This is a genomic window from Rhodococcus koreensis, from assembly GCF_017068375.1.
In the GTDB taxonomy this organism is placed as follows: domain Bacteria; phylum Actinomycetota; class Actinomycetes; order Mycobacteriales; family Mycobacteriaceae; genus Rhodococcus_F; species Rhodococcus_F koreensis.
The window spans coordinates 2,229,995-2,250,613 of sequence record NZ_CP070609.1 but is presented as its reverse complement, the minus strand read 5'-3'; the positions used below and the strand labels follow the sequence as shown (position 1 = coordinate 2,250,613).

Annotated in this window: 22 protein-coding genes; 18 read left to right on the top strand and 4 right to left on the bottom strand. The window is 68.8% G+C overall.

Annotation, left to right across the window (positions count from 1 at the left end; genetic code table 11):
- Nucleotides 1–88: 88 nt before the first annotated feature.
- The 9 genes from JWS14_RS10495 to JWS14_RS10455 all read left to right on the top strand — a co-directional run bounded on the left by JWS14_RS10495 (nucleotide 89) and on the right by JWS14_RS10455 (nucleotide 8,138).
- The gene (locus tag JWS14_RS10495; RefSeq protein WP_072939874.1) at nucleotides 89–349 is read left to right on the top strand and encodes a glutaredoxin family protein; all 261 of its coding nucleotides are present in this window, start codon (nucleotides 89–91) and stop codon (nucleotides 347–349) included.
- Between the two features lie 140 nt (nucleotides 350–489).
- A complete protein-coding gene (locus tag JWS14_RS10490) occupies nucleotides 490–1,344 on the top strand; it encodes a redox-sensing transcriptional repressor Rex (protein ID WP_072939876.1) in 855 nt (284 codons plus the stop codon).
- Nucleotides 1,341–2,777, top strand: a complete 1,437-nt coding sequence (locus JWS14_RS10485) for a glutamyl-tRNA reductase (protein WP_072939879.1) — start codon at nucleotides 1,341–1,343, stop codon at nucleotides 2,775–2,777. The genes JWS14_RS10490 and JWS14_RS10485 overlap by 4 nt, the downstream gene beginning before the upstream one ends.
- Nucleotides 2,774–3,739, top strand: coding sequence for a hydroxymethylbilane synthase (gene hemC, locus JWS14_RS10480; protein WP_072939883.1), 966 nt, complete (start codon nucleotides 2,774–2,776; stop codon nucleotides 3,737–3,739). The genes JWS14_RS10485 and hemC overlap by 4 nt, the downstream gene beginning before the upstream one ends.
- Before the next feature lie 75 nt (nucleotides 3,740–3,814).
- The gene (locus tag JWS14_RS10475) at nucleotides 3,815–5,380 is read left to right on the top strand and encodes a bifunctional uroporphyrinogen-III C-methyltransferase/uroporphyrinogen-III synthase (RefSeq protein ID WP_005251986.1); all 1,566 of its coding nucleotides are present in this window, start codon (nucleotides 3,815–3,817) and stop codon (nucleotides 5,378–5,380) included.
- Nucleotides 5,381–5,458: 78 nt separating this feature from the next.
- Nucleotides 5,459–6,433 (top strand): porphobilinogen synthase, encoded by a 975-nt coding sequence (gene hemB / locus JWS14_RS10470; protein WP_072940421.1) that lies wholly within the window; start codon nucleotides 5,459–5,461, stop codon nucleotides 6,431–6,433.
- Nucleotides 6,434–6,461: 28 nt separating this feature from the next.
- Nucleotides 6,462–7,067, top strand: coding sequence for a hypothetical protein (locus tag JWS14_RS10465; protein WP_072939885.1), 606 nt, complete (start codon nucleotides 6,462–6,464; stop codon nucleotides 7,065–7,067).
- Nucleotides 7,068–7,323: 256 nt separating this feature from the next.
- Nucleotides 7,324–7,806: a hypothetical protein gene (locus tag JWS14_RS10460; RefSeq protein WP_095862754.1), complete on the top strand. Its 483-nt coding sequence runs from the start codon at nucleotides 7,324–7,326 to the stop codon at nucleotides 7,804–7,806.
- Nucleotides 7,803–8,138, top strand: coding sequence for a hypothetical protein (locus JWS14_RS10455; protein WP_095862553.1), 336 nt, complete (start codon nucleotides 7,803–7,805; stop codon nucleotides 8,136–8,138). Before JWS14_RS10460 ends, JWS14_RS10455 begins: the two co-directional genes overlap by 4 nt.
- Here the strand turns inward: JWS14_RS10455 and JWS14_RS10450 are convergent.
- Nucleotides 8,070–10,016, bottom strand: coding sequence for an acyl-CoA dehydrogenase family protein (locus JWS14_RS10450; RefSeq protein ID WP_072939890.1), 1,947 nt, complete (start codon nucleotides 10,014–10,016; stop codon nucleotides 8,070–8,072). The genes JWS14_RS10455 and JWS14_RS10450 overlap by 69 nt on opposite strands.
- 224 nt (nucleotides 10,017–10,240) lie before the next feature.
- On the opposite strand from JWS14_RS10450, the gene JWS14_RS10445 reads away from it, so the two are divergent.
- On the top strand, nucleotides 10,241–10,573 hold the full coding sequence (locus tag JWS14_RS10445; RefSeq protein WP_095862555.1) for a DUF3099 domain-containing protein: 333 nt from the start codon (nucleotides 10,241–10,243) through the stop codon (nucleotides 10,571–10,573).
- A gap of 18 nt (nucleotides 10,574–10,591) precedes the next feature.
- Here the strand turns inward: JWS14_RS10445 and JWS14_RS10440 are convergent, their stop codons facing one another.
- Together JWS14_RS10440 and JWS14_RS10435 are read right to left on the bottom strand one after the other, a co-directional pair.
- Nucleotides 10,592–11,095, bottom strand: a complete 504-nt coding sequence (locus tag JWS14_RS10440; RefSeq protein WP_095862556.1) for a DUF427 domain-containing protein — start codon at nucleotides 11,093–11,095, stop codon at nucleotides 10,592–10,594.
- Between the two features lie 19 nt (nucleotides 11,096–11,114).
- A complete protein-coding gene (locus JWS14_RS10435; RefSeq protein ID WP_095862557.1) occupies nucleotides 11,115–11,957 on the bottom strand; it encodes an alpha/beta fold hydrolase in 843 nt (280 codons plus the stop codon).
- 78 nt (nucleotides 11,958–12,035) lie between these two features.
- On the opposite strand from JWS14_RS10435, the gene JWS14_RS10430 reads away from it, so the two are divergent.
- The gene (locus tag JWS14_RS10430) at nucleotides 12,036–12,494 is read left to right on the top strand and encodes a MarR family winged helix-turn-helix transcriptional regulator (protein WP_179377614.1); all 459 of its coding nucleotides are present in this window, start codon (nucleotides 12,036–12,038) and stop codon (nucleotides 12,492–12,494) included.
- On the opposite strand, the gene JWS14_RS10425 is transcribed toward JWS14_RS10430, so the two are convergent.
- A complete protein-coding gene (locus JWS14_RS10425) occupies nucleotides 12,491–12,970 on the bottom strand; it encodes an Lrp/AsnC family transcriptional regulator (RefSeq protein WP_012688922.1) in 480 nt (159 codons plus the stop codon). The two genes, JWS14_RS10430 and JWS14_RS10425, sit on opposite strands and share 4 nt — an antisense overlap.
- 115 nt (nucleotides 12,971–13,085) lie before the next feature.
- Here JWS14_RS10425 and hppD point away from each other — a divergent pair, with 115 nt between their 5' ends.
- The 7 genes from hppD (at nucleotide 13,086) to ccsB (ending at nucleotide 20,588) form a co-directional block, all read left to right on the top strand.
- Complete coding sequence (gene hppD / locus JWS14_RS10420) at nucleotides 13,086–14,294, top strand: 4-hydroxyphenylpyruvate dioxygenase (RefSeq protein ID WP_095862559.1); 1,209 nt, start codon at nucleotides 13,086–13,088, stop codon at nucleotides 14,292–14,294.
- Between the two features lie 171 nt (nucleotides 14,295–14,465).
- A complete protein-coding gene (gene hemL / locus JWS14_RS10415; protein WP_095862560.1) occupies nucleotides 14,466–15,791 on the top strand; it encodes a glutamate-1-semialdehyde 2,1-aminomutase in 1,326 nt (441 codons plus the stop codon).
- A gap of 79 nt (nucleotides 15,792–15,870) precedes the next feature.
- Complete coding sequence (locus tag JWS14_RS10410) at nucleotides 15,871–16,530, top strand: histidine phosphatase family protein (RefSeq protein WP_043826371.1); 660 nt, start codon at nucleotides 15,871–15,873, stop codon at nucleotides 16,528–16,530.
- The gene (locus JWS14_RS10405; RefSeq protein WP_095862561.1) at nucleotides 16,527–17,126 is read left to right on the top strand and encodes a TlpA disulfide reductase family protein; all 600 of its coding nucleotides are present in this window, start codon (nucleotides 16,527–16,529) and stop codon (nucleotides 17,124–17,126) included. Before JWS14_RS10410 ends, JWS14_RS10405 begins: the two co-directional genes overlap by 4 nt.
- Nucleotides 17,123–17,953, top strand: a complete 831-nt coding sequence (locus JWS14_RS10400) for a cytochrome c biogenesis CcdA family protein (protein ID WP_072939917.1) — start codon at nucleotides 17,123–17,125, stop codon at nucleotides 17,951–17,953. The genes JWS14_RS10405 and JWS14_RS10400 overlap by 4 nt, the downstream gene beginning before the upstream one ends.
- Nucleotides 17,950–19,614 carry a cytochrome c biogenesis protein ResB gene (gene resB / locus JWS14_RS10395; protein WP_095862562.1) on the top strand — a complete coding sequence of 555 codons (1,665 nt, stop codon included), beginning with the start codon at nucleotides 17,950–17,952 and terminating at the stop codon, nucleotides 19,612–19,614. The genes JWS14_RS10400 and resB overlap by 4 nt, the downstream gene beginning before the upstream one ends.
- Nucleotides 19,611–20,588, top strand: coding sequence for a c-type cytochrome biogenesis protein CcsB (gene ccsB / locus JWS14_RS10390; protein WP_072939922.1), 978 nt, complete (start codon nucleotides 19,611–19,613; stop codon nucleotides 20,586–20,588). The genes resB and ccsB overlap by 4 nt, the downstream gene beginning before the upstream one ends.
- Nucleotides 20,589–20,619: the final 31 nt, after the last annotated feature.

Sequence of the window (20,619 nt, the reverse complement as noted above, 5' to 3'; positions counted from 1 at the left end):
TGACGTTCATCTCCGAGCCGATTGGCGTCCGCGGACCCCGAAACGGCACAGTGACTCCACCGGAGGCGTCGAAAGGAAGTGGCGGGGCATGAGCACGGGTGGACACGAGGTGACGCTTCTCACGAGGGCGGGGTGCGGTGCGTGCGCGCCGGCCCGCGAGCGGTTGCTGGTTCTGTGCGAGGAGTTCGGGCTGGAACTGACGTGCATAGACGTCGACGCGGCGGCGGCCACGGACCCCGAAATCCGGGCCGAATTCGGCGACCGATTGCCGGTGGTGTTGCTCGACGGACGTGAGCACAGTTACTGGGAGGTCGACGAAGAGCGCCTTCGCTCGGATTTACGCAAGTAAGGGAACCCTAAAAGTGGGATCGTCCGATGCCGTGCAGGTAGGACCGCATGTCGCGCAGTCGCAGCGACTTTGTGCATGGGTTCACAAGCAGTTACCGTGGTGTGAACAATTCCCCGGAGCATCGTGAAGAACGGCATCGAATGCCGGTCGGACGAGGAGCCAACGACGTGACCGAAACGCACCAGACGCATGGGTCTGTGGCCCCTGGCGTCACGGGGGCGGTCGGGCAGTCTGTGGTCGGGTCGCCGGCCCCCTCGGGCACCGGCGCGGCCCCGCTCGCCGAATCGCGGGACATCCCCCAGGCTACGGTGACGCGCCTCGCGACATACCTGCGGGTCCTCGGAGTGCTGACCGAACGCGGCACGATCATCGTCTCGAGCGAGGAACTCGCCGCCGCCTCCGGTGTCGGCTCCGCGAAGCTTCGCAAGGACCTTTCCTTCCTGGGCCCGAACGGTGTGCGGGGCGTCGGTTACGACGTGACGCGCCTGCGGGCCCGCATCGAGCGGGCGCTCGGCCTGGACCGCGGACACAAGGTGGTGCTCGTCGGCGTCGGGAACCTCGGCCAGGCGCTCGCCGGCTACGGCGGTTTCGGCCGGCGCGGGTTCTCCATGGTCGGACTGTTCGACAGCGACCCGGCGCGGGTCGGTGCGCCGGTGGGCGACCTCACCGTGCGGCACGTCGACGAACTCGAGCAGGCCTGCGCCGAACTCGAGGCCACCATCGGAGTCATCTCGACCCCCGACGAGGCGGCGCAGGAAGTCGCCGACCGTCTCGTGCGCGCCGGACTGCGCTGCATCCTCAGCTTCTCGCCCACCTCCCTCGACGTCCCCGATCACGTCGAGATGCGCCGCGTCGACCTCGCGGTCGAAATGCAGGTCCTGTCGTTCAACAGCGCACGCAACACGGAATCGGTACCCACCGCTCCCCGCGTCCGCATCGGACATTCGGCTGTCCCGTCCACCGCACCAAGAAACGGATCAGTGATCGCGCCGTGAGTGTTCTGCTTGTCGGGGTCTCGCACAGGACGGCCCCGGTGCCGGTTCTCGAGCGGGTGGCTGTCACCGACACCGATCGCCCGAAGTTGACGGACAAGCTTCTGGCGTCGTCGCACATCTCGGAGGCGATGATCGTCTCCACCTGCAACCGGGTGGAGATCTACGCCGTCGTCGATGCGTTCCACGGTGCGCTGGCCGAGGTCGGCGAACTGCTCGCCGACCATTCGGGGCTCGATCTGACCGATCTGCACCGGCACGCGTACGTCCGCTACAGCGAGGCTGCGGCGGAGCACCTGTTCGCCGTGGCCAGTGGTCTCGACTCGATGGTGATCGGCGAGCAGCAGATCCTGGGGCAGATCCGGACCGCGTACGCGTCCTCCGACGCCCAGCAGGCCGCGGGCCGCACGCTGCACGAACTCGCGCAGCAGGCGCTGCGCGTCGGCAAGCGGGTGCACTCGGAGACCGGTATCGACTCCGCGGGCGCGTCCGTCGTGTCCGTGGCCCTCGACCGCGCCGCCGGCATCGTCGGCGCAGGCGGACTGACCGGACGGACCGCCGTCGTGGTCGGCGCCGGATCGATGGGCGGATTGTCCGTCGCACACCTCACGCGTGCCGGGATCGGCCGCATCGTCGTCGTGAACCGCACCAAGGAGCGCGCCGAACACCTCGCCGACACGGCCCGGTCCAACGGCGTCGCGGCGGAGGCCCTCGACCTGGCCGAACTCGCGGACGCGATGGCCCAGGCGGATGTCCTCGTGACCTGTACCGGCGCGGTCGGCGCCGTCGTCACGCTCGCGGACACCCACCGCGCGCTGGCACAGCCCGGCCGCGCTCCCGAACGCCCCCTCGTCATCTGCGACCTCGGACTGCCCCGCGACGTCGAACCCGCCGTGTCCGGTCTGCCCGGGGTCACCGTCCTCGACATGGAATCGCTGCAGCGCGATCCCGCCGCGGGCGCGGCCGCATCCGACGCCGACGCCGCCCGGACGATCGTCGCCGCCGAACTCGCCAACTACCTCGCAGGCCAGCGGCTGGCGGAGGTCACGCCGACCGTCACGGCCCTGCGCCAGCGCGCGGCGGACGTGGTCGAGGCGGAGCTCATGCGACTGGATTCGCGTCTGCCCGGACTCGACGATCCCGAGCGCGACGAGGTCGCCCGCACGGTGCGGCGAGTGGTCGACAAGCTCCTGCACGCGCCCACCGTCCGCGTGAAACAGCTCGCCTCCGCGCCCGGTGGCGACTCCTACGCCGCCGCTCTGCGCGAATTGTTCGAACTCAGCCCCGGATCCGTCGAGGCCGTAGCGAAGCCCACCGAACTCGGTGGCGCCGACCTGGGTGCCATCGACATCACCGACGGCTTCATCGCAGGCCAGGACCCGCGCCTGCGCCGCTTCGTCGGAGACGACAACCATGGGAAGGAATCGCAGGCATGAGCGCCGTCGGCACCCGTACGCTGCGGATCGGAACCCGTGGGAGTGAGCTCGCGACCACCCAGGCCGGAACCGTGCGCGACGCACTGATCTCGGCCGGGCACGACGCCGAACTCGTCATCATCAAGACCAAGGGCGACCAGTCCATGGAATCGGTGGAGAAGATCGGTGTCGGCGTCTTCACCGCCGAACTCCGGGAAGCGCTCGCCGACGGCCGGGTCGACGTGGCCGTCCACTCCTACAAGGACCTGCCGACCGCCCGCGACGAGCGGTTCACGATCGCGGCCATTCCGCCGCGCGAGGATCCCCGCGACGCGCTCGTGGCCCGCGACGGACTGGTCCTCGGTGAGCTGCCCGCCGGTTCGAAGGTCGGCACGTCCGCACCTCGGCGCACGTCGCAGTTGCGGGCGCTGGGCCTCGGCCTCGACATCCAGCCGCTGCGCGGCAACCTGCAGCGGCGCCTCGGCAAGGTCGAATCCGGTGAACTCGACGCCGTGATCCTGGCCCGGGCGGGCCTGGCGCGGATCGGGCGACTGGACCTGATCACCGAGTCCCTCGAACCGGTCCAGATGCTGCCCGCACCCGCGCAGGGCGCGCTCGCCGTCGAATGCCTGTCGGTGAACACGGCCCTCGTGGCGATCCTGTCCGAGCTCGACGACCCGAACAGCCGCGCCGCCGTCACGGCGGAACGTGCCTTGCTCGCGGAACTCGAGGCCGGTTGCACCGCGCCCGTCGGCGCCATCGCCGAGGTCGTCGAATCCCTCGACGACGACGGCCGCATCTTCGACGAACTGTCCGTCCGGGGCTGCGCCGCGGCCATCGACGGTTCCGACGTCATACGCACGGGGGCCGTGGGCTCCCCGGAGAACGCCGAAGAACTCGGCCGCTCCGTCGCGCGGGAGCTTCTCGAGCTCGGTGCGCGGGAGCTGATGAATGTCACCGAGGCCGGTGATGCCGATGTTTGATGTGCGAAGGCCGACTGATCGGCCGATCCGCTTCCTGTACCCATCTCGACACATGATCGCACTGGAGAATTACCGATGAGCCGAGTCCGTAAGAACACCCCCGGACGAATCCTGTTCGTGGGATCCGGACCGGGCGATCCGGCACTGCTCACCGTGCACGCACGGGACGTCCTTGCCGCAGCCACCCTCGCCTTCACCGACCCCGACGTCGACAAGGGCGTCACCGTTCTGGTGGGCACCGACCTGGGCGTCGACGCCGAGACCGGTGAGCCGCTCGCCGAGGTCCGTCCCGCACTGGGGGAGCCGGCGGAGGTCGCGAAGACCCTCGTCCACGAGGCGAGGAACGGCCACGACGTCGTGCGTCTGGTGTCCGGCGACCCGCTGACCACCGACTCCGTGATCGCCGAGGTCACCGCCGTCGCCCGCACCCAGGTGCAGTTCGAGGTCCTGCCGGGCCTGCCGTCCGCGTCCGCCGTCCCCTCCTACGCCGGTATGGCACTGGGGTCGGGACACACCGAGGCCGACGTCCGCGGCGAGGTCGACTGGGCAGCCCTGGCCGCCGCACCCGGACCGCTGGTCCTGCACGCCACGTCGGGCCACCTCGCCGAGACGGCGAGCGCCCTCGTCGAGCACGGTCTGGCCCCGCAGACCCCGGCCGCCATCACTGTCCGCGGCACCACCCGCCAGCAGCGCACGGTGGAAGCCACCCTCGCGACGCTGAACGAGGCCGGTTCGGAACTGGTCGGTTCGCTGGTCGTGACGGTCGGCAAGGTCGTCGCCCAGCGCAACAAGATGTCCTGGTGGGAGTCGCGCGCGCTGTACGGCTGGAAGGTCCTGGTGCCGCGCACCAAGGATCAAGCAGGCGAGATGAGCGACCGCCTCGTCACCCACGGCGCCATCCCGATCGAGGTGCCCACCATCGCCGTCGAGCCGCCCCGCAGCCCGGCACAGATGGAACGGTCCGTGAAGGGCCTCGTCGACGGCCGCTACCAGTGGGTGGTCTTCACCTCCACCAACGCGGTGCGTGCGGTGTGGGAGAAGTTCGAGGAGTTCGGGCTCGACGCCCGCGCGTTCTCCGGCGTCAAGATCGCCTGCATCGGCGAGGCCACCGCAGCCAAGGTGCGCTCGTTCGGAATCAACCCCGAACTCGTGCCGTCCGGTGAGCAGTCGAGCGAAGGCCTGCTGGCCGAATTCGCCCCGTACGACGATGTTTTCGACCCGGTCAACCGGGTTCTGCTGCCCCGCGCCGACATCGCCACCGAGACGCTCGCCGAGGGCCTGCGCGAACGCGGCTGGGAAATCGACGACGTCACCGCGTACCGCACCGTCCGGGCTGCGCCGCCGCCGGCCGAGACCCGCGAGATGATCAAGACCGGTGGGTTCGACGCCGTCTGCTTCACCTCGTCCTCGACGGTCCGCAACCTCGTCGGTATCGCCGGAAAGCCGCACGCGCGCACCCTCGTCGCCTGCATCGGTCCCAAGACCGCCGAGACGGCCATCGAGTTCGGTCTGCGCGTGGACGTGCAGCCGGAGACCGCTCAGGTCGGCCCGCTGGTGGAGGCTCTCGCAGAGCACGCCGCGCGCCTGCGCGCCGAGGGCGCACTGCCCCCGCCGCGCAAGAAGTCCCGCGCTCGGCGATAGGCGCTACGCGCCTGTGCGTGGTTGAGGAGTCCAGGGACTCGTCAACCACTCACAGGCCCGACGAAGGAGGGCATGTCCGTGTTTCCGACCCACCGCCCGCGACGGCTCCGCCGGACGCCGGCGCTGCGCCGGCTCGTGGCCGAGACTTCGCTCGAGCCACGGCATCTCGTGTTGCCGATGTTCGTCGCGGACGGGATCGACGAGCCTCGCGAGATCTCGTCGATGCCCGGCGTGTTCCAGCACACCCCCGACTCGCTGCGGCGGGCGGCCACGGAGGCGGCCGAGGCGGGGCTCGGCGGGCTCATGCTCTTCGGGGTGCCGCGTCCCGACGACAAGGATCCCGAGGGTTCGGGTGCGTCCGATCCGGACGGTATTCTGAACCGCGGATTGCGCTGGCTCGCAGACGAAGTCGGCGACGCGACGGTGATCATGGCGGACACCTGTCTGGACGAGTTCACCGACCACGGCCATTGCGGTGTTCTCGACGCGAACGGTGCGGTGGACAACGATCTCACGCTGCAGCGGTACGTCGACATGGCGGTCGCGCAGGCCGAGGCCGGTGCGCATCTGCTCGGGCCGAGCGGAATGATGGACGGCCAGGTCGGCGCCATCCGGAAGGCGCTCGACGGCGAGGGTTACACCGACGTCGGTCAGCTCGCGTACTCGGCGAAGTACGCCTCCGCGTTCTACGGGCCGTTCCGTGAGGCGGTCGGTTCGTCGTTGCAGGGCGATCGCCGTACGTACCAACAGGATTCGGCGAACCGCCGCGAATCGTTGCGTGAGGTGGACCTCGACGTCGACGAGGGTGCCGACATGGTGATGGTGAAGCCGGCGATGTCGTACCTGGACATCCTGCGCGAGACGGCGGACCGCTCGCCGGTGCCCGTTGCGGCGTATCAGATCTCGGGTGAGTACTCGATGATCACGGCCGCCGCGCAGAACGGCTGGATCGACAGGGACGCCGCGATCCTCGAATCGCTCACCAGCATCCGCCGCGCGGGCGCCGACGTCGTGCTGACCTACTGGGCGACCGAAGCGGCGGGCTGGTTGTGATCGCCTCGCAGGCGGATACGGTGGTGCCATGACCCAGCAGTGGCCACCGACACCGCCGCACCAGGCCCCGCATCAGCAGAGCCCGTCCCCGCACAATTTCCCGTACCCCCCGCCGGTGCCGCAGCCGAAGCCCGAACGTCCGGCACCGGTCGACGTCGGCACCGCGGCCCAGTTGCTGTGGGTGGTGGCCGTGCTCGGTCTGGTCCAGGCGCTGGCCGCGATGGTTCTCGTGGTGGGGGAGAAGTCGACGTTCGTCGACGAACTGATGAAGAACCCCAGCTTCACGTCCGGCGAGGTCGACATGACCCGCGACGGTGTGGAGAAGCTGTTCTACGTGGGTATCGGGTTCACGGTCGTCCTCATTCTGATCCTCACCGGGCTCTTCGTCCTGTTCGTGCACTTCATGCGGAAGGGCCGGAACTGGGCCAGGATGCTGATCACCATCGCGTGCGTGATGATGGTGGTGTGGACGATCCCGGTGCTCTTCGGTATCGGATCGGACGGAAGCGCTTCCGCGCTCGCACTCGGCGGCGTGCAGATCCTGCAGGCCGTGGTGGCAGTCGGCGCCGTCGTGCTGATGCACCGGAAGGATTCCAACAGCTACTTCCTGAGGTTGCCACCCTCCGCCGAGTAGCTTCGATTTGCTCGTGAAATATAAAGATGTACCGTGAAGTACGTCACAAGGGTAGAACGGCAGACTTCATTTCGACCGAAGGACTTTTCTCCATGCGCGCTGACGATCGAGCACACGGGTCTCGCAAAGAAGCAATGATGTTCGCGATCATCGTGGCCTTCGTGCTACTGACTCTGTTGCTCGTCGTGATCCCCGGCGTGCTGTCCTGACGAGCCCCACGTATTCCTCGCGGACCGCGATGTCGCAGGATGAGCGTGTGAGCGAAACTGCCGTCCTGTTCAGTGAGCCGGGCGCCCGCTGGCGGATGCTGGCGTTCGGTCCGGTGTTCTGCCTGATCGCCTTGATCATCGAACTTCTGACCGGCCCTGTGGTGCACTGGTTCGCGCTGTCGCTGTTCGCGGTGCTGCTCAGCGGGTTCGTCTACGTGCAGGTGGTGGCCGCGCGCAGGCATGCGAGCGTCGAACTCACGACGTCGTCGTTGCGGCAGGGCACCGAAGACCTGCCGATCACCGAGATTCTGAAGATCATGCCCCCCGCCGACCCCGAGTCGTACGAGCAGCAGCCGTGGGAAACCGCCCGGAGTCTGGGCGAACTGTCCGCGGTTCCGCGACGCCGGAAGGGCATCGGACTGCGACTGCGGGGCGGCGCCCTCGTGCAGGCGTGGGCGAAGGACGACGTGGCACTGCGCGCGCAACTCGAATCGCTGCTCGCGAATTCGGCGGGAGGATCTTCCGAATGAACCGCCGGACCGTGACGGCGGCCGCGGAGTGGCTCGGCGCCGTGGCCGCCCTCGCCGTCGCAGTGTGGTGCTGGAACCACGCCCGGGTCACGTCGGAATTCGGTCCCGTCGCGCCGGGTGCGCCCTCGTTCGAGGGCACCGCGTATACGGGGTCGTGGATCGCCGTCGCCGCCGCACTGGTGGCGGTCGCCGGACTGCTGGTGATCGATTCGGTGCGCCGGCTACGACCCGGCCCGGCGGGCGAACCCGCCGAGCCGGCCCCGTCACCGGAAGATCTGGGTCTTGCGGACGGTGTCGGTCCCGGGACCGTCGAGCATCGCGGAGCCGAGTAGCGCCTCGGGAACCCCGAGCCCCTCGATGAGCGTCTGCGCGTGCGGCCGCAACGACCGGCACCGCTCGTTGATTCCCCTCTGCACCGCCTTCGACCGCTCCACCGACAGTTGCCGGTGTTCCATGAACCACGCCTTGTCCTCCTCGATCACGCTCAGCGCGTAGAGGTCGCAGACATCGCTCAGCAGGTCGCGGGCCTCGTCGTCCTCGCACTCGTCGATGCCGGCGACGAACGCCTCGAGCACGATCCGGTCGATGTGAGCCTGCGCGGCGTGCAGCACATGATCCTGCACGAAATTGAAGGCGTCGAACGGGTTCTCCTCGCGCTTCTGCGCACCCTGCAGGCGGCGGGCGGCGGTCGACAGCAGGTACTGCTCCCGATCCTCGAACATCGTGAGCTGGGTGCCGCGGTTGAAGAGGCTGCCGTCCTCCTCGTTGTCCTGCCTCGTGTCGAGGATCGTCTGGATGATCTGCTGTGCGGCGGTGCGCTTCTTGACGACGTCGGAGACCGTCGTGGCCGCGAACCGCATCCATTCGACGGGGCTCATGCCGCGCACCTCGTCCGCATACGACGTGAGCAGTTCCTTGGCCACCAGCTGAGTCAGGACGTGGTTGTCGCCCTCGAACGTGGTGAACACGTCGGTGTCCGCCTTCAGCGCCGTGAGCCGGTTCTCGGCCATGTACCCGGCACCGCCGCACGCTTCCCGGGCCTCCTGGATCGCGCGGGTGGCGTGCCAGGTGTTCGCCACCTTGAGCCCGGCGGCGCGGCCCTCGAGTTCGCGCTGTTCCTGGGGGTCGGCGTCGTCACGGCTCTGGATCTCGTGCATCGTGGCGACGAGTTCGTTCTGCGCGAATTGCAGTGCGTAGGAGCGTGCGATCAGCGGGAACAGCCTGCGCTGGTGCACGAGATAGTCCATGAGCAGCACTTCGTCCTCGGCCTGAGGCGCGTTGAACTGCCTGCGCTGCAAGGCATAACGGGTCGCGATCGACAGCGCGACACGGGCGGCGGCGCCCGCGGACCCGCCGACGGTGACGCGTCCGCGCACGAGAGTGCCCACCATCGTGAAGAAGCGGCGGTTCGCGTTGTCGATCGGTGATGTGTACGTGCCGTCCGGCTCGACATCGGCGTACTTGTTGAGCAGGTTCTCCCGCGGAATTCTCACCTGGTCGAACGTGATCCGGCCGTTGTCGACCCCGGGGAGGCCACCCTTGTAGCCGCAGTCCGACGTGTGGACGCCGGGGAGGTCGTTGCCCTCCTCGTCCCGGATCGGCACCACGAAGCAGTGCACGCCCCGGGACTCGCCGCCCGTGATCAACTGCGCGAACACCGCGGCCGTCGTCGCGTGCTGCGCCGCGCCGCCGATGTAATCCTTGCGCGAGGACGGTGTGGGGGAGTGGACGACGAATTCGGCTGTCTCCGGGTCGTACGTGGCGGTGGTCTCGAGCGCCTGCACGTCGCTGCCGTGACCCGTCTCCGTCATCGCGAAACAACCCAGCAGATCCAGGTCGACGAGACGCTTCACGTACGCCTCGTGATGGCGCGCCGTGCCGAGATTCTCGATCGCGCCGCCGAAAAGTCCCCACTGCACGCCGGCCTTGACCATCAGCGACAGGTCGGACATCGCCAGCATCTCGATGCTCGTGACGGCGGCGCCGGCGTCGCCGGTGCCACCATGGTCTTTCGCGAATCCGGCGGCCGCGTAGCCGTTGCTCGCGAGCACGCGCAACTGTGCCAGCGCCTTGGCGCGGGCCTCGTCGAGGTCGGGGGTGTAGTGCGGGGCGAAGTCGGGGGCGCCGGACAATTCCGCCCTGACGCGCTCGCGTACCTCCCGCCAGCGTCCGTCGAGTGTGCTTCTCAAGTGGTCAGCTGTGGTGGCCATGACTCGACAGTAGCCGTCGCTGTGAGGCGCGCGGCGTCGGTCGCGGAACCGGCGATACCGATACCGCCGAGAAGCATTCTTGCTCTAAGCATCTGCGGTCGCCTAGGAGTGGGACACCTCCGATGTCGCACCCTTCAACCCGTACAACGTGATCTGGCGGATCCAGCACTGGATTCGCAGCGGCATCCGCGACTGACCGGGACGGTATCGGGTACTCCCGTGCGGTGAGCTTTTCCCACGCACTACGGTCCGCCGTCACAGGTGCAGGCGCTCGGTGGGCCTCCGCGCCGAGTGGCACCGCACGCCACCCGATCAGCATCACCACGGCGTCGGTGTCACTCGAGGAACAGCATCGGCGACGGGTGCGCAGGTACGTGATCGTGGCGTCCGGCAGGACTTTCGCGTTCCTGCTGTCGGCGGTGGTCTACGGAGTCACCGGCAACCCGTGGGCGGCTGTGGCGATCATCGGTGTGTCGCTTCCGCTGCCGTGGTTCGTTGCCCTGATCGTCGACGACTTGCCGCCGTGGGAGAAGGACGAGTCTCACGATAGTGGGTGAGGCGTGTGACCGCGGCGATCACCAGAAACGACTGCCGGGCCCACCCTTGAAGGGGCCGACCACCCGATCGGTGATCCAGCCGCCGTAGAACCCTCCCGCCTGGGGTCGCGCCCGCTCGCCGTCGACGAAACAGCCGTCCATCGGTCCGGGCGTGACCGCCACGTGCCCGAGAAGGAGGTCGTAGCCGGCAACTGGCCGCGGATAGTGCCACGCCGCACGCTCGGCGACGTGTCCGCCCGCGACGACGTCGAAATAGTCCGCCCGCCCCTTCCACTCGCACACCGTGCTCCCGGCGACCGGACGCAGGACGCCGTCGGCGAAGCACGACCGCGGCAGGTAGTACGTCGGCGGGTGGCTCGTCTCGAGCACTCGCAACGGGGTGCGGGTGCGCGCGACGAGTTGTCCGCCGAACCACACCTCCACCAGCTCGTCGCTCCGCCGGACCGCGGGCGGTCGCGGGTAGTCCCACACCGACTCCTGTCCCGGACCGACGGGGTCCGGCACCGGACGGCCGCTCGTCACGGGAGGTCCGCCGACGTGATCACAGCGCGGCCAGGTATCGCACCGGGTCGCGCCAGAACGCGGTGATCACGTCGGCGAGGGTGGCCGGATCCGCGATCAGTGGTGTGACGTGGCCGGCGCCGTCCACCGCGGTGGCCGCGCCGTGCGGCAAAGTCGCCGCGGCGGCACGTGCCTGCTCGAGGGAGATCATCGTGTCTGCGCGGGGGACGATCATCAGCGTCGGTGCACCGATCCGGGGGAGAAGCGGGTCCAGCCCCTCGCGGTGCAGCATGATCGACTGCATCGCCTCGTGCATGCCACGCCGCGGCGCCTGCCGGAAGGTCCGGGAGACGGCCTGGAACTGCTGCGGGTGATTCCGTGAAAGCTCTTTGCCGAGAAGGACGTTCATCACCGCGGTCGTGAGCGGTGGAATCGGCCCGGCGATGCGGTAGGCCCACACCATCGGCACGATCCTGGCGCGTTCCCGTCGGGTGAGGGCTTGGGTCGGTGTCCCGATCGTCACGACGGTGCGGCACCGGTCGGGACTGTGGGCGGCCGCGACGAGTCCGACGTGTCCACCCCAGGCGTTGCCCACCCAGTCGACGGGTTCGATGATGTCGAGCGCGTCGAGGACGGCGACGGCCGCCGCGGCGCACTCCTCCAGCGTGAACCGTCGCTGCACGGCGGTGCTCTCCCCGTGGCCGGGTCCGTCGATCGAGATCAGCCGCCGATCCGCGACCAGGTGGCTGCGCAGGGGAGCCCACGTCGTCGAGTCGACGAAAAGGCTGTGCCAGAGCACGGTCGGCGGTCCGCTGCCGGTGACGTGGACGGCGAGGTTCCCGACGCTCGTCGGGATCGTGCGGGTGATCGTTCGTGTGTCCATGGGATGCCCCAGATGAGTGACGTCTCGAGAATTGCTTCGGAAACCGAAACTTCGGTAACCGTAGTATTCTCCTGTGTCATGGAACGGTCAAGAGGTCTGCCGACCGATCGGCCGGCGGTGGGACAGTTGCTGGTCCGTCTGCTGCACGAGTTCCGCCGGGAGTTGAGCGAACCCATGGCGGAGCGCGGGTACGGCGACATCCGGCCACCGCATCTGCAGATCTTCGGCAACATCGGCTGGGACGGGCGGCGGCTGACCGAGATCGCCGCCCGGGCCGAACTGAGTCTGTCCGCCGCGTCCGAACTGATCAACGATCTCGAGGAACTCGGGTACGTCGAGCGGGTGCCGGACACGCGGGATCGGCGGGCGAAACTCGTCGTCCCGACCACGCGGGGGCGGCAGGCGCTGCAGGACGCCGCGATACGGGTCGCCGAGATCGAGCGCCACTGGGGCGGCCTCGTCGGCCACGACCGTTTCGACGACGCCTGCTACCTGCTCAGTGCACTGCTGGACGAGCTGGGTTCCGAGGACCCCTAGGCGCGCGGTGGTGGGACCGCGGCGCGGACCAGCTGGTCGTGCCGCAGCGCGATCTGGGTCTGCGTCGCGATGACCGTCGACGAACGAAGGACGTTGTGCCCGTCGACGATCGAGTTGATCACCCGCTGCAGGTCGGCGTGGGTGCGGGCCACCACCCGGACCAGGACGTCGCCGGCGCCGGTGATCGTGTGCGCTTCCAGCACTTCGGGAATGGCGGTCAGATGCTCGACGACGGCGGCGTGTCCGTTGCCCTGGGCGATCTCGAGGGTGGCGAACGCGACCACGGGAAACCCCAGCGCCTCCGGGTCGAGGGTCGGTGCCGAACTGGTGATCACGCCGGTGCGTTCGAGCCGGTCGAGTCGCGCCTGAACCGTGCCGCGCGCCACCCCCAGGCGTCGCGACGCCTCCAGCACGCCGACCTTCGGCTCGGCATGGAGCAGGTCGAGCAGTGCGGCGTCGAGTTGATCGATGTTCATGGCGTCCCTGGTCAATATGTAGGGTCGATCCGTATTTTGATCCAGCATTCTGTACAGAGTGAACAGCGTCAAGAAGCACCGTTGCGCAGCGGTGTGTGCTGGATCACAGTGGGGTATGACTATCGCCGACATCCGCCTGACGCCGCACGAAGTGGCCGCACACCTGGAGACCGACGAGCTCCGGCAGCTGGTCGGGCTCGTCGAACACGACGACACCGCGGACCCGTTTCCCGTGGTCGCGATGGACGCCGTCGTGTTCGTGTGCGGCAATGCGACGCAGAGCATGCAGTACTTCGTCTCCACCTGGGGCATGACCCTCGTCGCCTATGCCGGGCCGGAGACCGGGCAGCGCTCGCACAAGTCGTTCGTCCTCGAATCCGGAACGGCGCGGTTCGTGCTGCACGGCGCCGTGGACCCGAAGAGCCCGCTCGCCGACCACCACCGGGCCCATGGCGACGGCGTGGTGGACCTGGCCATGGAGGTGCTCGACGTCGACCGCTGCATCGCACACGCACGCTCCCAGGGGGCCACCATCCTCGAGGAACCACGAGACGTCACCGATCAGCACGGCACCGTGCGGCTCGCGGCGATCGCCACCTACGGCAGCACCCGGCACACCCTCGTCGACCGCAGCCGGTACGACGGCCCCTACTTACCGGGATTCGTCTCGCGCTCGAGCGGTTACGCGGCGCGGCCGGGGAAACCGGCTCGCCTGTTCCAGGCGCTCGACCATGCGGTCGGCAACGTCGAGATGGGCCGGATGGATCACTGGGTGCGGTTCTACAACCGGGTCATGGGATTCACGAACATGGCCGAATTCGTCGGCGACGACATCGCCACCGAGTACTCGGCGCTCATGTCGAAGGTCGTGGCGAACGGCAACCACCGGGTGAAGTTCCCGCTCAACGAACCGGCGGTGGGGAAGAAGAAGTCGCAGATCGACGAATACCTCGAGTTCTACGGTGAGCCGGGCTGCCAGCATCTTGCCCTCGCCACCGGCGACATCCTCGCGACCGTCGACGCGCTGCGGGCTGAGGGCGTCGAGTTCCTGGCCACCCCCGACGCCTATTACGAGGATCCGCAACTCCGAGCCCGCATCGGCACGGTGCGGGTGCCGGTGGGGGAACTGCAGAAACGCGGAATCCTCGTCGACCGCGACGAGGACGGGTACCTCCTGCAGGTCTTCACCAAACCGCTCGGCGACCGGCCGACGGTGTTCTTCGAGGTGATCGAACGGCACGGATCGCTGGGGTTCGGGGCAGGTAACTTCCGGGCCCTCTTCGAATCCATCGAGCGCGAACAGGCGGCCCGCGGCAATCTGTGAGCTCCGGTCGGCACGCGGTGCATCATCGACGGATGGCGATGATGGCGATGCGGGCGATGTTCGCCTCGCTCGTCCCGGAACGTCCCGGCGCGACGGATCGGGCAGAGTGATCCTGGCCACCCACTACACCCTGTCGTTGGCAAATTCGACAGAACTGGGACACTGGAGGCCGTGACTGTTTCCTCCGGTGACCCCGACGTGCACGCTTCCCGCTCCGCCCAGCTCTTCGAGAGGGCTGATCTGGTCATTCCCGGCGGTGTCAACTCCCCGGTGCGGGCGTTCCACTCGGTCGGCGGCACCCCGCGGTTCATCAGGGAAGCGTCCGGCTACACGCTCACCGACGTCGACGGCAACGACTACGTCGACCTCATCTGCTCCTGGGGACCGATGATCCTCGGGCACGCGCACCCCGCCGTCGTCGAGGCCGTGCAGAAGGCGGCCACCACCGGCCTCTCGTTCGGCGCGCCCACCGAGGGCGAGATCGAACTGGCCGAGGAGATCGTCCGCCGCGTCGCACCGGTGGAGAAGGTGCGGCTGGTCAACTCCGGCACCGAGGCCACCATGAGCGCCGTCCGCCTCGCCCGCGGATTCACCGGCCGGACCAAGGTCCTCAAGTTCTCCGGCTGCTACCACGGACACGTCGACGCGCTGCTCGCCGACGCCGGCTCGGGACTGGCCACGTTCGGCCTCCCCACGTCGCCCGGCGTCACGGGCGCGCAGGCCGAGGACACCATCGTCGTGCCCTACAACGATCTCGACGCCGTCGCCCAGGCCTTCGCCGCGAACGAGGGCCAGATCGCGTGCGTCATCACCGAGGCCGCCGCGGGCAACATGGGCGCGGTGGCGCCGCAGCCCGGATTCAACGAGGGCCTGCGCAAGCTGACCCGCGACAACGGCGCACTGCTCATCATGGACGAGGTGATGACCGGATTCCGGGTCAGCTCCGCCGGCTGGTTCGGGCTCGACGGCGTCGCCGGCGACCTCTACACGTTCGGCAAGGTGATGAGCGGTGGTCTGCCCGCCGCCGCGTTCGGTGGCCGCGCCGACGTCATGGCGCACCTCGCCCCCGCCGGACCCGTCTACCAGGCAGGCACCCTGTCCGGGAACCCGGTCGCCGTCGCCGCCGGGCTCGCCAGCCTGCGCGCCGCGGACCAGGGTGTGTACGACGCCCTCGAACGCAACAGCGCCACCCTGCGGACGCTGCTGTCCGACGCACTGACCGCGGCGAGCGTGCCGCACCGCGTGCAGACCGCGGGCACCATGCTCAGCGTGTTCTTCAGCGAAGACCCGGTCACCAACTACGCCGAGGCCAAGGCCGCCCAGACCTGGCGCTTCCCGGCCTTCTTCCACGGACTGCTCTCCCGCGGGGTGTACCCGCCGCCGAGCGCGTTCGAGGCGTGGTTCGTCTCCGCCGCCATGGACGACACCGCATTCTCGATCATCGCCGACGCCCTGCCGCACGCCGCGAAGGCCGCCGCCGCGGCCGTCCAGCCCTGACGAGTCTTCCCCTCCGGGGGCCGGCGGCCCCGCCGCCGACACCCACCTGACCTCCCGCCCCGACCCGAGGAACCGCAACGTGACCGAAGCCGATCATCCCGACCACACACAGACCCGCACCATCGTGCACGTGCTCCGGCACGGCGAGGTGCACAACCCGCGAGGGATCCTCTACGGCAGGCTCCCCGGGTTCCGGCTGTCGGTGACGGGTGAGGCGCAGGCCCGCGCGGTGGCGTCGGTGCTGGCCAAGCACGACATCACGCACGTGGTGTCCTCACCGCTGCAGCGGGCGCAGGAGACGGCCGCCCCGATCGCCGACGCACACGGCGTCGACATCGCGACGGACGAGAACCTCATCGAGGCCGGCAACGAATTCGAGGGACTCAAGGTCTCCGTCGGCGACGGCGCGCTGTCCCGTCCCCGGCACTGGTGGAAACTGCGCGACCCGTTCACACCGTCCTGGGGCGAGCCGTACCTGCAGATCGCGCACCGCATGCTGGCCGCCGTCAACACCGCCCGCGTGTCGGCGGTCGGACACGAGGCCGTCGTCGTCAGCCACCAACTCCCCGTCTGGACCCTCCGCCGGTTCCTGCAGGGGGAGCGGCTGTGGCACGATCCGCGCCACCGGCAGTGCGGTCTCGCGTCGCTGACGTCGCTCGTCTACGAGGGCGACACCCTCATCGACATCGTGTACTCGGAGCCCGCGGGCGCGTCGGATCCGAGGGTGACCGGGGCATGAACCGGGGGCGCTTCGCCGGGCTTCTCGCGGTGATCTGTACGGCCGCGGTGTCGCTGTCGGCGTGTGCGTCCGGCGACGACGCCGTGGCTCAGGGCGGCACGTTCGACTTCGTGTCGCCGGGCGGTCAGACGGAGATCTTCTACGACCCGCCTGCCGACCGCGGCACCATCGGCACGGTGTCCGGACCCGATCTGATGACCGAGGGTAAGACCACCTCGATCGACGATTTCGAGGGTCAGGTCGTGGTCCTCAACGTGTGGGGGCAGTGGTGCGGCCCGTGCCGGGGTGAGGCGAACGACCTCGAGCAGGTGTACGAGGAGACCAAGGACCAGGGCGTGTCGTTCCTCGGGATCAACGTGCGGGACAACCAGCAGGACAAGGCGCAGGACTTCGTGATCGACAACAAGGTGTCGTACCCGTCGATCTACGACCCCGCCATGCGGACGATGATCGCGCTGGGTCAGAACTACCCCACGAGCGTCATCCCCACCACGATCGTGCTCGACCGGGAACACCGCGTGGCCGCGGTGTTCCTGAAGGAACTGCTCGTCGAGGACCTGAAGCCGGTGGTCGAACGGGTGGCACAGGAATCGTGAACACCAGCACTGCCCTTCTCGCCGGCGGCGTCGGCGACGCCTTCCAGTCCACCGCGGCCACCGGACCGCTGCTGCTCGCGCTCGGCGCGTGCGTCCTCGCCGGTCTGGTGTCGTTCGCGTCGCCGTGCGTCGTGCCGCTCGTCCCCGGTTACCTGTCCTACCTCGCGGGTGTCGTCGGTGCGGACGCCCCGGCCGTCACCGCTGAGGAAGCAGCCACCCGGACGAAGACCGTGTCGGACGGACGGTTGCGGGTCGCGGGCGCCGCAGCCCTGTTCGTCGCCGGTTTCACTGTGGTGTTCGTGCTGGCCACCGCGTCGGTGTTCGGCGCCATCTCGGCCCTCGCGATCAACCGCGACGTCCTGATGCGGGTCGGCGGAGTGGTCACCATCGCCATGGGCCTGGTGTTCATCGGTCTGATCCCGGCCCTGCAGCGCGACACCCGGCTCGAGCCGCGGCGCATCTCCAGCCTGGCCGGGGCCCCGCTGCTCGGTGCCGTCTTCGCGCTGGGCTGGACGCCGTGCCTCGGACCGACCCTGGCGGGCGTCATCTCCCTCGCCGCGGGCACCGACGGTGCCACCGCGGCCCGCGGAGTGGCCCTGATCGTCGCGTACTGCCTCGGCCTCGGGTTGCCGTTCGTGATCCTCGCGCTCGGCTCGTCCCGCGCGCTGCGCGGCGTCGGCTGGCTGCGCCGCAACGCGCGCACGATTCAAATCTTCGGCGGAATCATGCTGGTGGCCGTGGGTATCGCCCTCGTCACCGGCGCGTGGGACCAGTTCGTCGGCTGGGTTCGCGACGCCTTTATCTCGGAAGTGACCCTGCCGATATGAGCGACATCCAGACTCCCGAGGCCCCGGAAGCCGCACCGGTGCCCCGTCAATCGTTGCCGGGCCGCGCGTTCGCGCTGGTCCGCAACACGTGGCGCGGCCTCACGTCCATGCGCACGGCGCTGGTGCTGCTGTTCCTGCTCGCCCTCGCCGCGATCCCGGGCGCGCTGCTGCCGCAGCGCAGCCTCAACGCAGGCAAGGTCGACGAGTACATCGCGAACCGGCCGACCCTCGGTCCGTGGATGGACAAGCTCGAACTGTTCGACGTGTTCGGCAGTTTCTGGTTCACCGCGATCTACGTCCTGCTCTTCATCTCCCTCGTCGGCTGCATCCTGCCCCGCTGCGTCGACCACGCCAAGGCGCTGCGCACCCGTCCGGTGCCCGCCCCGCGGAACCTCGCGCGACTGCCGCACCACCACGAGGACCGGGTTGACGAGACACCGGAGGAACTCGCCGCGCGCATCCGCACCCACCTGAAGGGGTGGCGGGTCGAGACCCGCGCGGGCGGGGAACGGGCCGCCCACGACGGCGAGATCACCATCTCCGCGGAGAAGGGCTACTTCCGCGAACTCGGCAACCTCGTCTTCCACCTGTCGCTCGTCGCGCTGCTCGTCGCGATCGCCGTCGGCAAGCTGTTCGGCTACGAGGGCAACGTGATCGTCGTCGCCAACAACGGTCCGGGGTTCTGCACCACCTCGCCCGCGGTGTTCGACTCGTTCAAGGCGGGCAACACCCAGGACGGCACCGGCATGACGCCGCTGTGCATCAAGGTGAAGGACTTCGCCGCCGACTACCTCGACAGCGGTCAGGCCGAGATGTTCACGTCCAACATCGCCTACCAGGCCGGCGACGACCTCGAGACGAACACCTGGCGGGACGGGCAGTTGCAGGTCAACCACCCGCTGCGCGTCGAGGGTGACCGCGTCTACCTTCAGGGACACGGGTATGCGCCGACGTTCACCGTCACGTTCCCGAACGGGGAAACCCGCACCGAGACGCTGCAGTGGCGTCCCGACGACGCGACGACATTCCTGAGCAGCGGCGCGATGCGGTTCGACCCGCCCGGCGGCATGTACCCCGACACCGACGAGCGGCGGAAGAACCAGATCGCGATCGAGGGGCTGTTCGCCCCGACCGCGCTGCTGCACGGCAACCTGCTGGCGTCGAGTTTCCCGGCGATGAACGACCCGGCCGTCGCCATCGACATCTACAAGGGCGACACCGGCCTCGACACGGGCAACCCGCAGTCGCTGTTCTCGCTCAACACGGAACTGATCAACCAGGGCCGCCTCGTGAAGCAGGACCGGGTGAATCTGAAGCCGGGGGAGAGTTCGACCCTGTCCGACGGCACCCAGGTGCGGTTCGACGGCGCCGTGGACTTCGTGAACCTGCAGGTGTCGCACGACCCGGCGCAGCAGTGGGTGCTGGTGTCGGCCCTGACGATGATGGCAGGACTGCTCGTCTCGCTGCTGGTCAAGCGCCGCCGGATCTGGGCTCGCATCTACCCCGCGGACGCCGCCGAGCCGCGGCCACGACGTACTGTAGTAGAGCTTGGTGGACTCGCCCGGACCGATCAGGCCGGCTGGGGCGACGAGTTCGGCCGGCTCTGCACCCGTCTGCTCACGGACGACACGAAGCCTGACGCGCAGGAGAGCCAACGATGACGACCAACGAGACACTGGCGCAATACAGCGACTGGGCCTTCCGATCAGCCTTCACCGTGCTGGTGCTGGCGCTCGTGCTGCTCATCGTGCAGTACGCGTCCACCCGTGCGCAGGCCGTGCAGGACCGGGAACTCGTGTCGGCCGGATCCGGCGCTCGCCCGTCCGAAGCGCCCGACGTCCCCGGTCGGGTGGTCGAGCAGCCGAAGAAGCCCCTGTCCGAGCGTTTCGGCGGCATGGGCGCCGCCGTGCTCGTCGTCGGCACGGTACTGATCTTCGCGTCGATCGTGCTGCGCGGATTCGCTACCGAGCGGTTCCCGCTCGGCAACATGTACGAGTTCGTGACCATGGCCTGCGCCGCCGCGCTCGTCGTCGGTCTCGCACTGCTGTCGAAGCCGGCGTACCGGTCGATGTGGGTGTTCCTGCTCGTTCCCGTCCTGATCCTGATGTTCCTCGCCGCCACCGTGCTGTACGCGGACGCGGCACCCGTGGTGCCCGCGCTGCGGTCGTACTGGCTGCCGATCCACGTCACCATCGTGAGCGTCGGTTCCGGTGTGTTCCTCGTGTCGGGCATCGCGAGCCTGTTGTTCCTGCTGCGCATGCGGTACCCGCACGGCGAGGAGGGGACGAGCCTGTTCGCGCGGATCGCGGAGCGGTTGCCGGACGCGCAGACACTGGACCGCCTGGCATACAAGACCACCATCATCGGGTTCCCGCTGTTCGGTGCCGGAGTCATCCTCGGCGCGATCTGGGCCGAGGCGGCGTGGGGCCGATTCTGGGGCTGGGACCCCAAGGAGACGGTGTCGTTCATCGCCTGGGTGATCTACGCCGCCTACCTGCACGCCCGCGCGACGTCCGGATGGCGCGACACCAAGGCCGCATGGATCAACGTGGCGGGCTTCGTCGCAATGCTGTTCAACCTGTTCATCATCAACATGGTGGTGTCGGGATTGCACTCGTACGCGGGCCTGAACTGACGGTCGCCACCGACTGATATCCTTCCGCCGC

Excerpts from the sequence above, each read along its gene's own strand:
- JWS14_RS10495 (WP_072939874.1), top strand. The coding sequence starts at position 89 with ATGAGCACGGGTGGACACGAGGTGACGCTTCTCACGAGGGCGGGGTGC.
- JWS14_RS10490 (WP_072939876.1), top strand. The coding sequence starts at position 490 with ATGCCGGTCGGACGAGGAGCCAACGACGTGACCGAAACGCACCAGACG.
- hemC (WP_072939883.1), top strand. The coding sequence starts at position 2,774 with ATGAGCGCCGTCGGCACCCGTACGCTGCGGATCGGAACCCGTGGGAGT.
- JWS14_RS10475 (WP_005251986.1), top strand. The coding sequence starts at position 3,815 with ATGAGCCGAGTCCGTAAGAACACCCCCGGACGAATCCTGTTCGTGGGA.
- JWS14_RS10465 (WP_072939885.1), top strand. The coding sequence starts at position 6,462 with ATGACCCAGCAGTGGCCACCGACACCGCCGCACCAGGCCCCGCATCAG.
- JWS14_RS10455 (WP_095862553.1), top strand. The coding sequence starts at position 7,803 with ATGAACCGCCGGACCGTGACGGCGGCCGCGGAGTGGCTCGGCGCCGTG.
- JWS14_RS10450 (WP_072939890.1), bottom strand. The coding sequence starts at position 10,016 with ATGGCCACCACAGCTGACCACTTGAGAAGCACACTCGACGGACGCTGG.
- JWS14_RS10435 (WP_095862557.1), bottom strand. The coding sequence starts at position 11,957 with ATGGACACACGAACGATCACCCGCACGATCCCGACGAGCGTCGGGAAC.
- JWS14_RS10430 (WP_179377614.1), top strand. The coding sequence starts at position 12,036 with ATGGAACGGTCAAGAGGTCTGCCGACCGATCGGCCGGCGGTGGGACAG.
- JWS14_RS10425 (WP_012688922.1), bottom strand. The coding sequence starts at position 12,970 with ATGAACATCGATCAACTCGACGCCGCACTGCTCGACCTGCTCCATGCC.
- hppD (WP_095862559.1), top strand. The coding sequence starts at position 13,086 with ATGACTATCGCCGACATCCGCCTGACGCCGCACGAAGTGGCCGCACAC.
- JWS14_RS10405 (WP_095862561.1), top strand. The coding sequence starts at position 16,527 with ATGAACCGGGGGCGCTTCGCCGGGCTTCTCGCGGTGATCTGTACGGCC.
- resB (WP_095862562.1), top strand. The coding sequence starts at position 17,950 with ATGAGCGACATCCAGACTCCCGAGGCCCCGGAAGCCGCACCGGTGCCC.
- ccsB (WP_072939922.1), top strand. The coding sequence starts at position 19,611 with ATGACGACCAACGAGACACTGGCGCAATACAGCGACTGGGCCTTCCGA.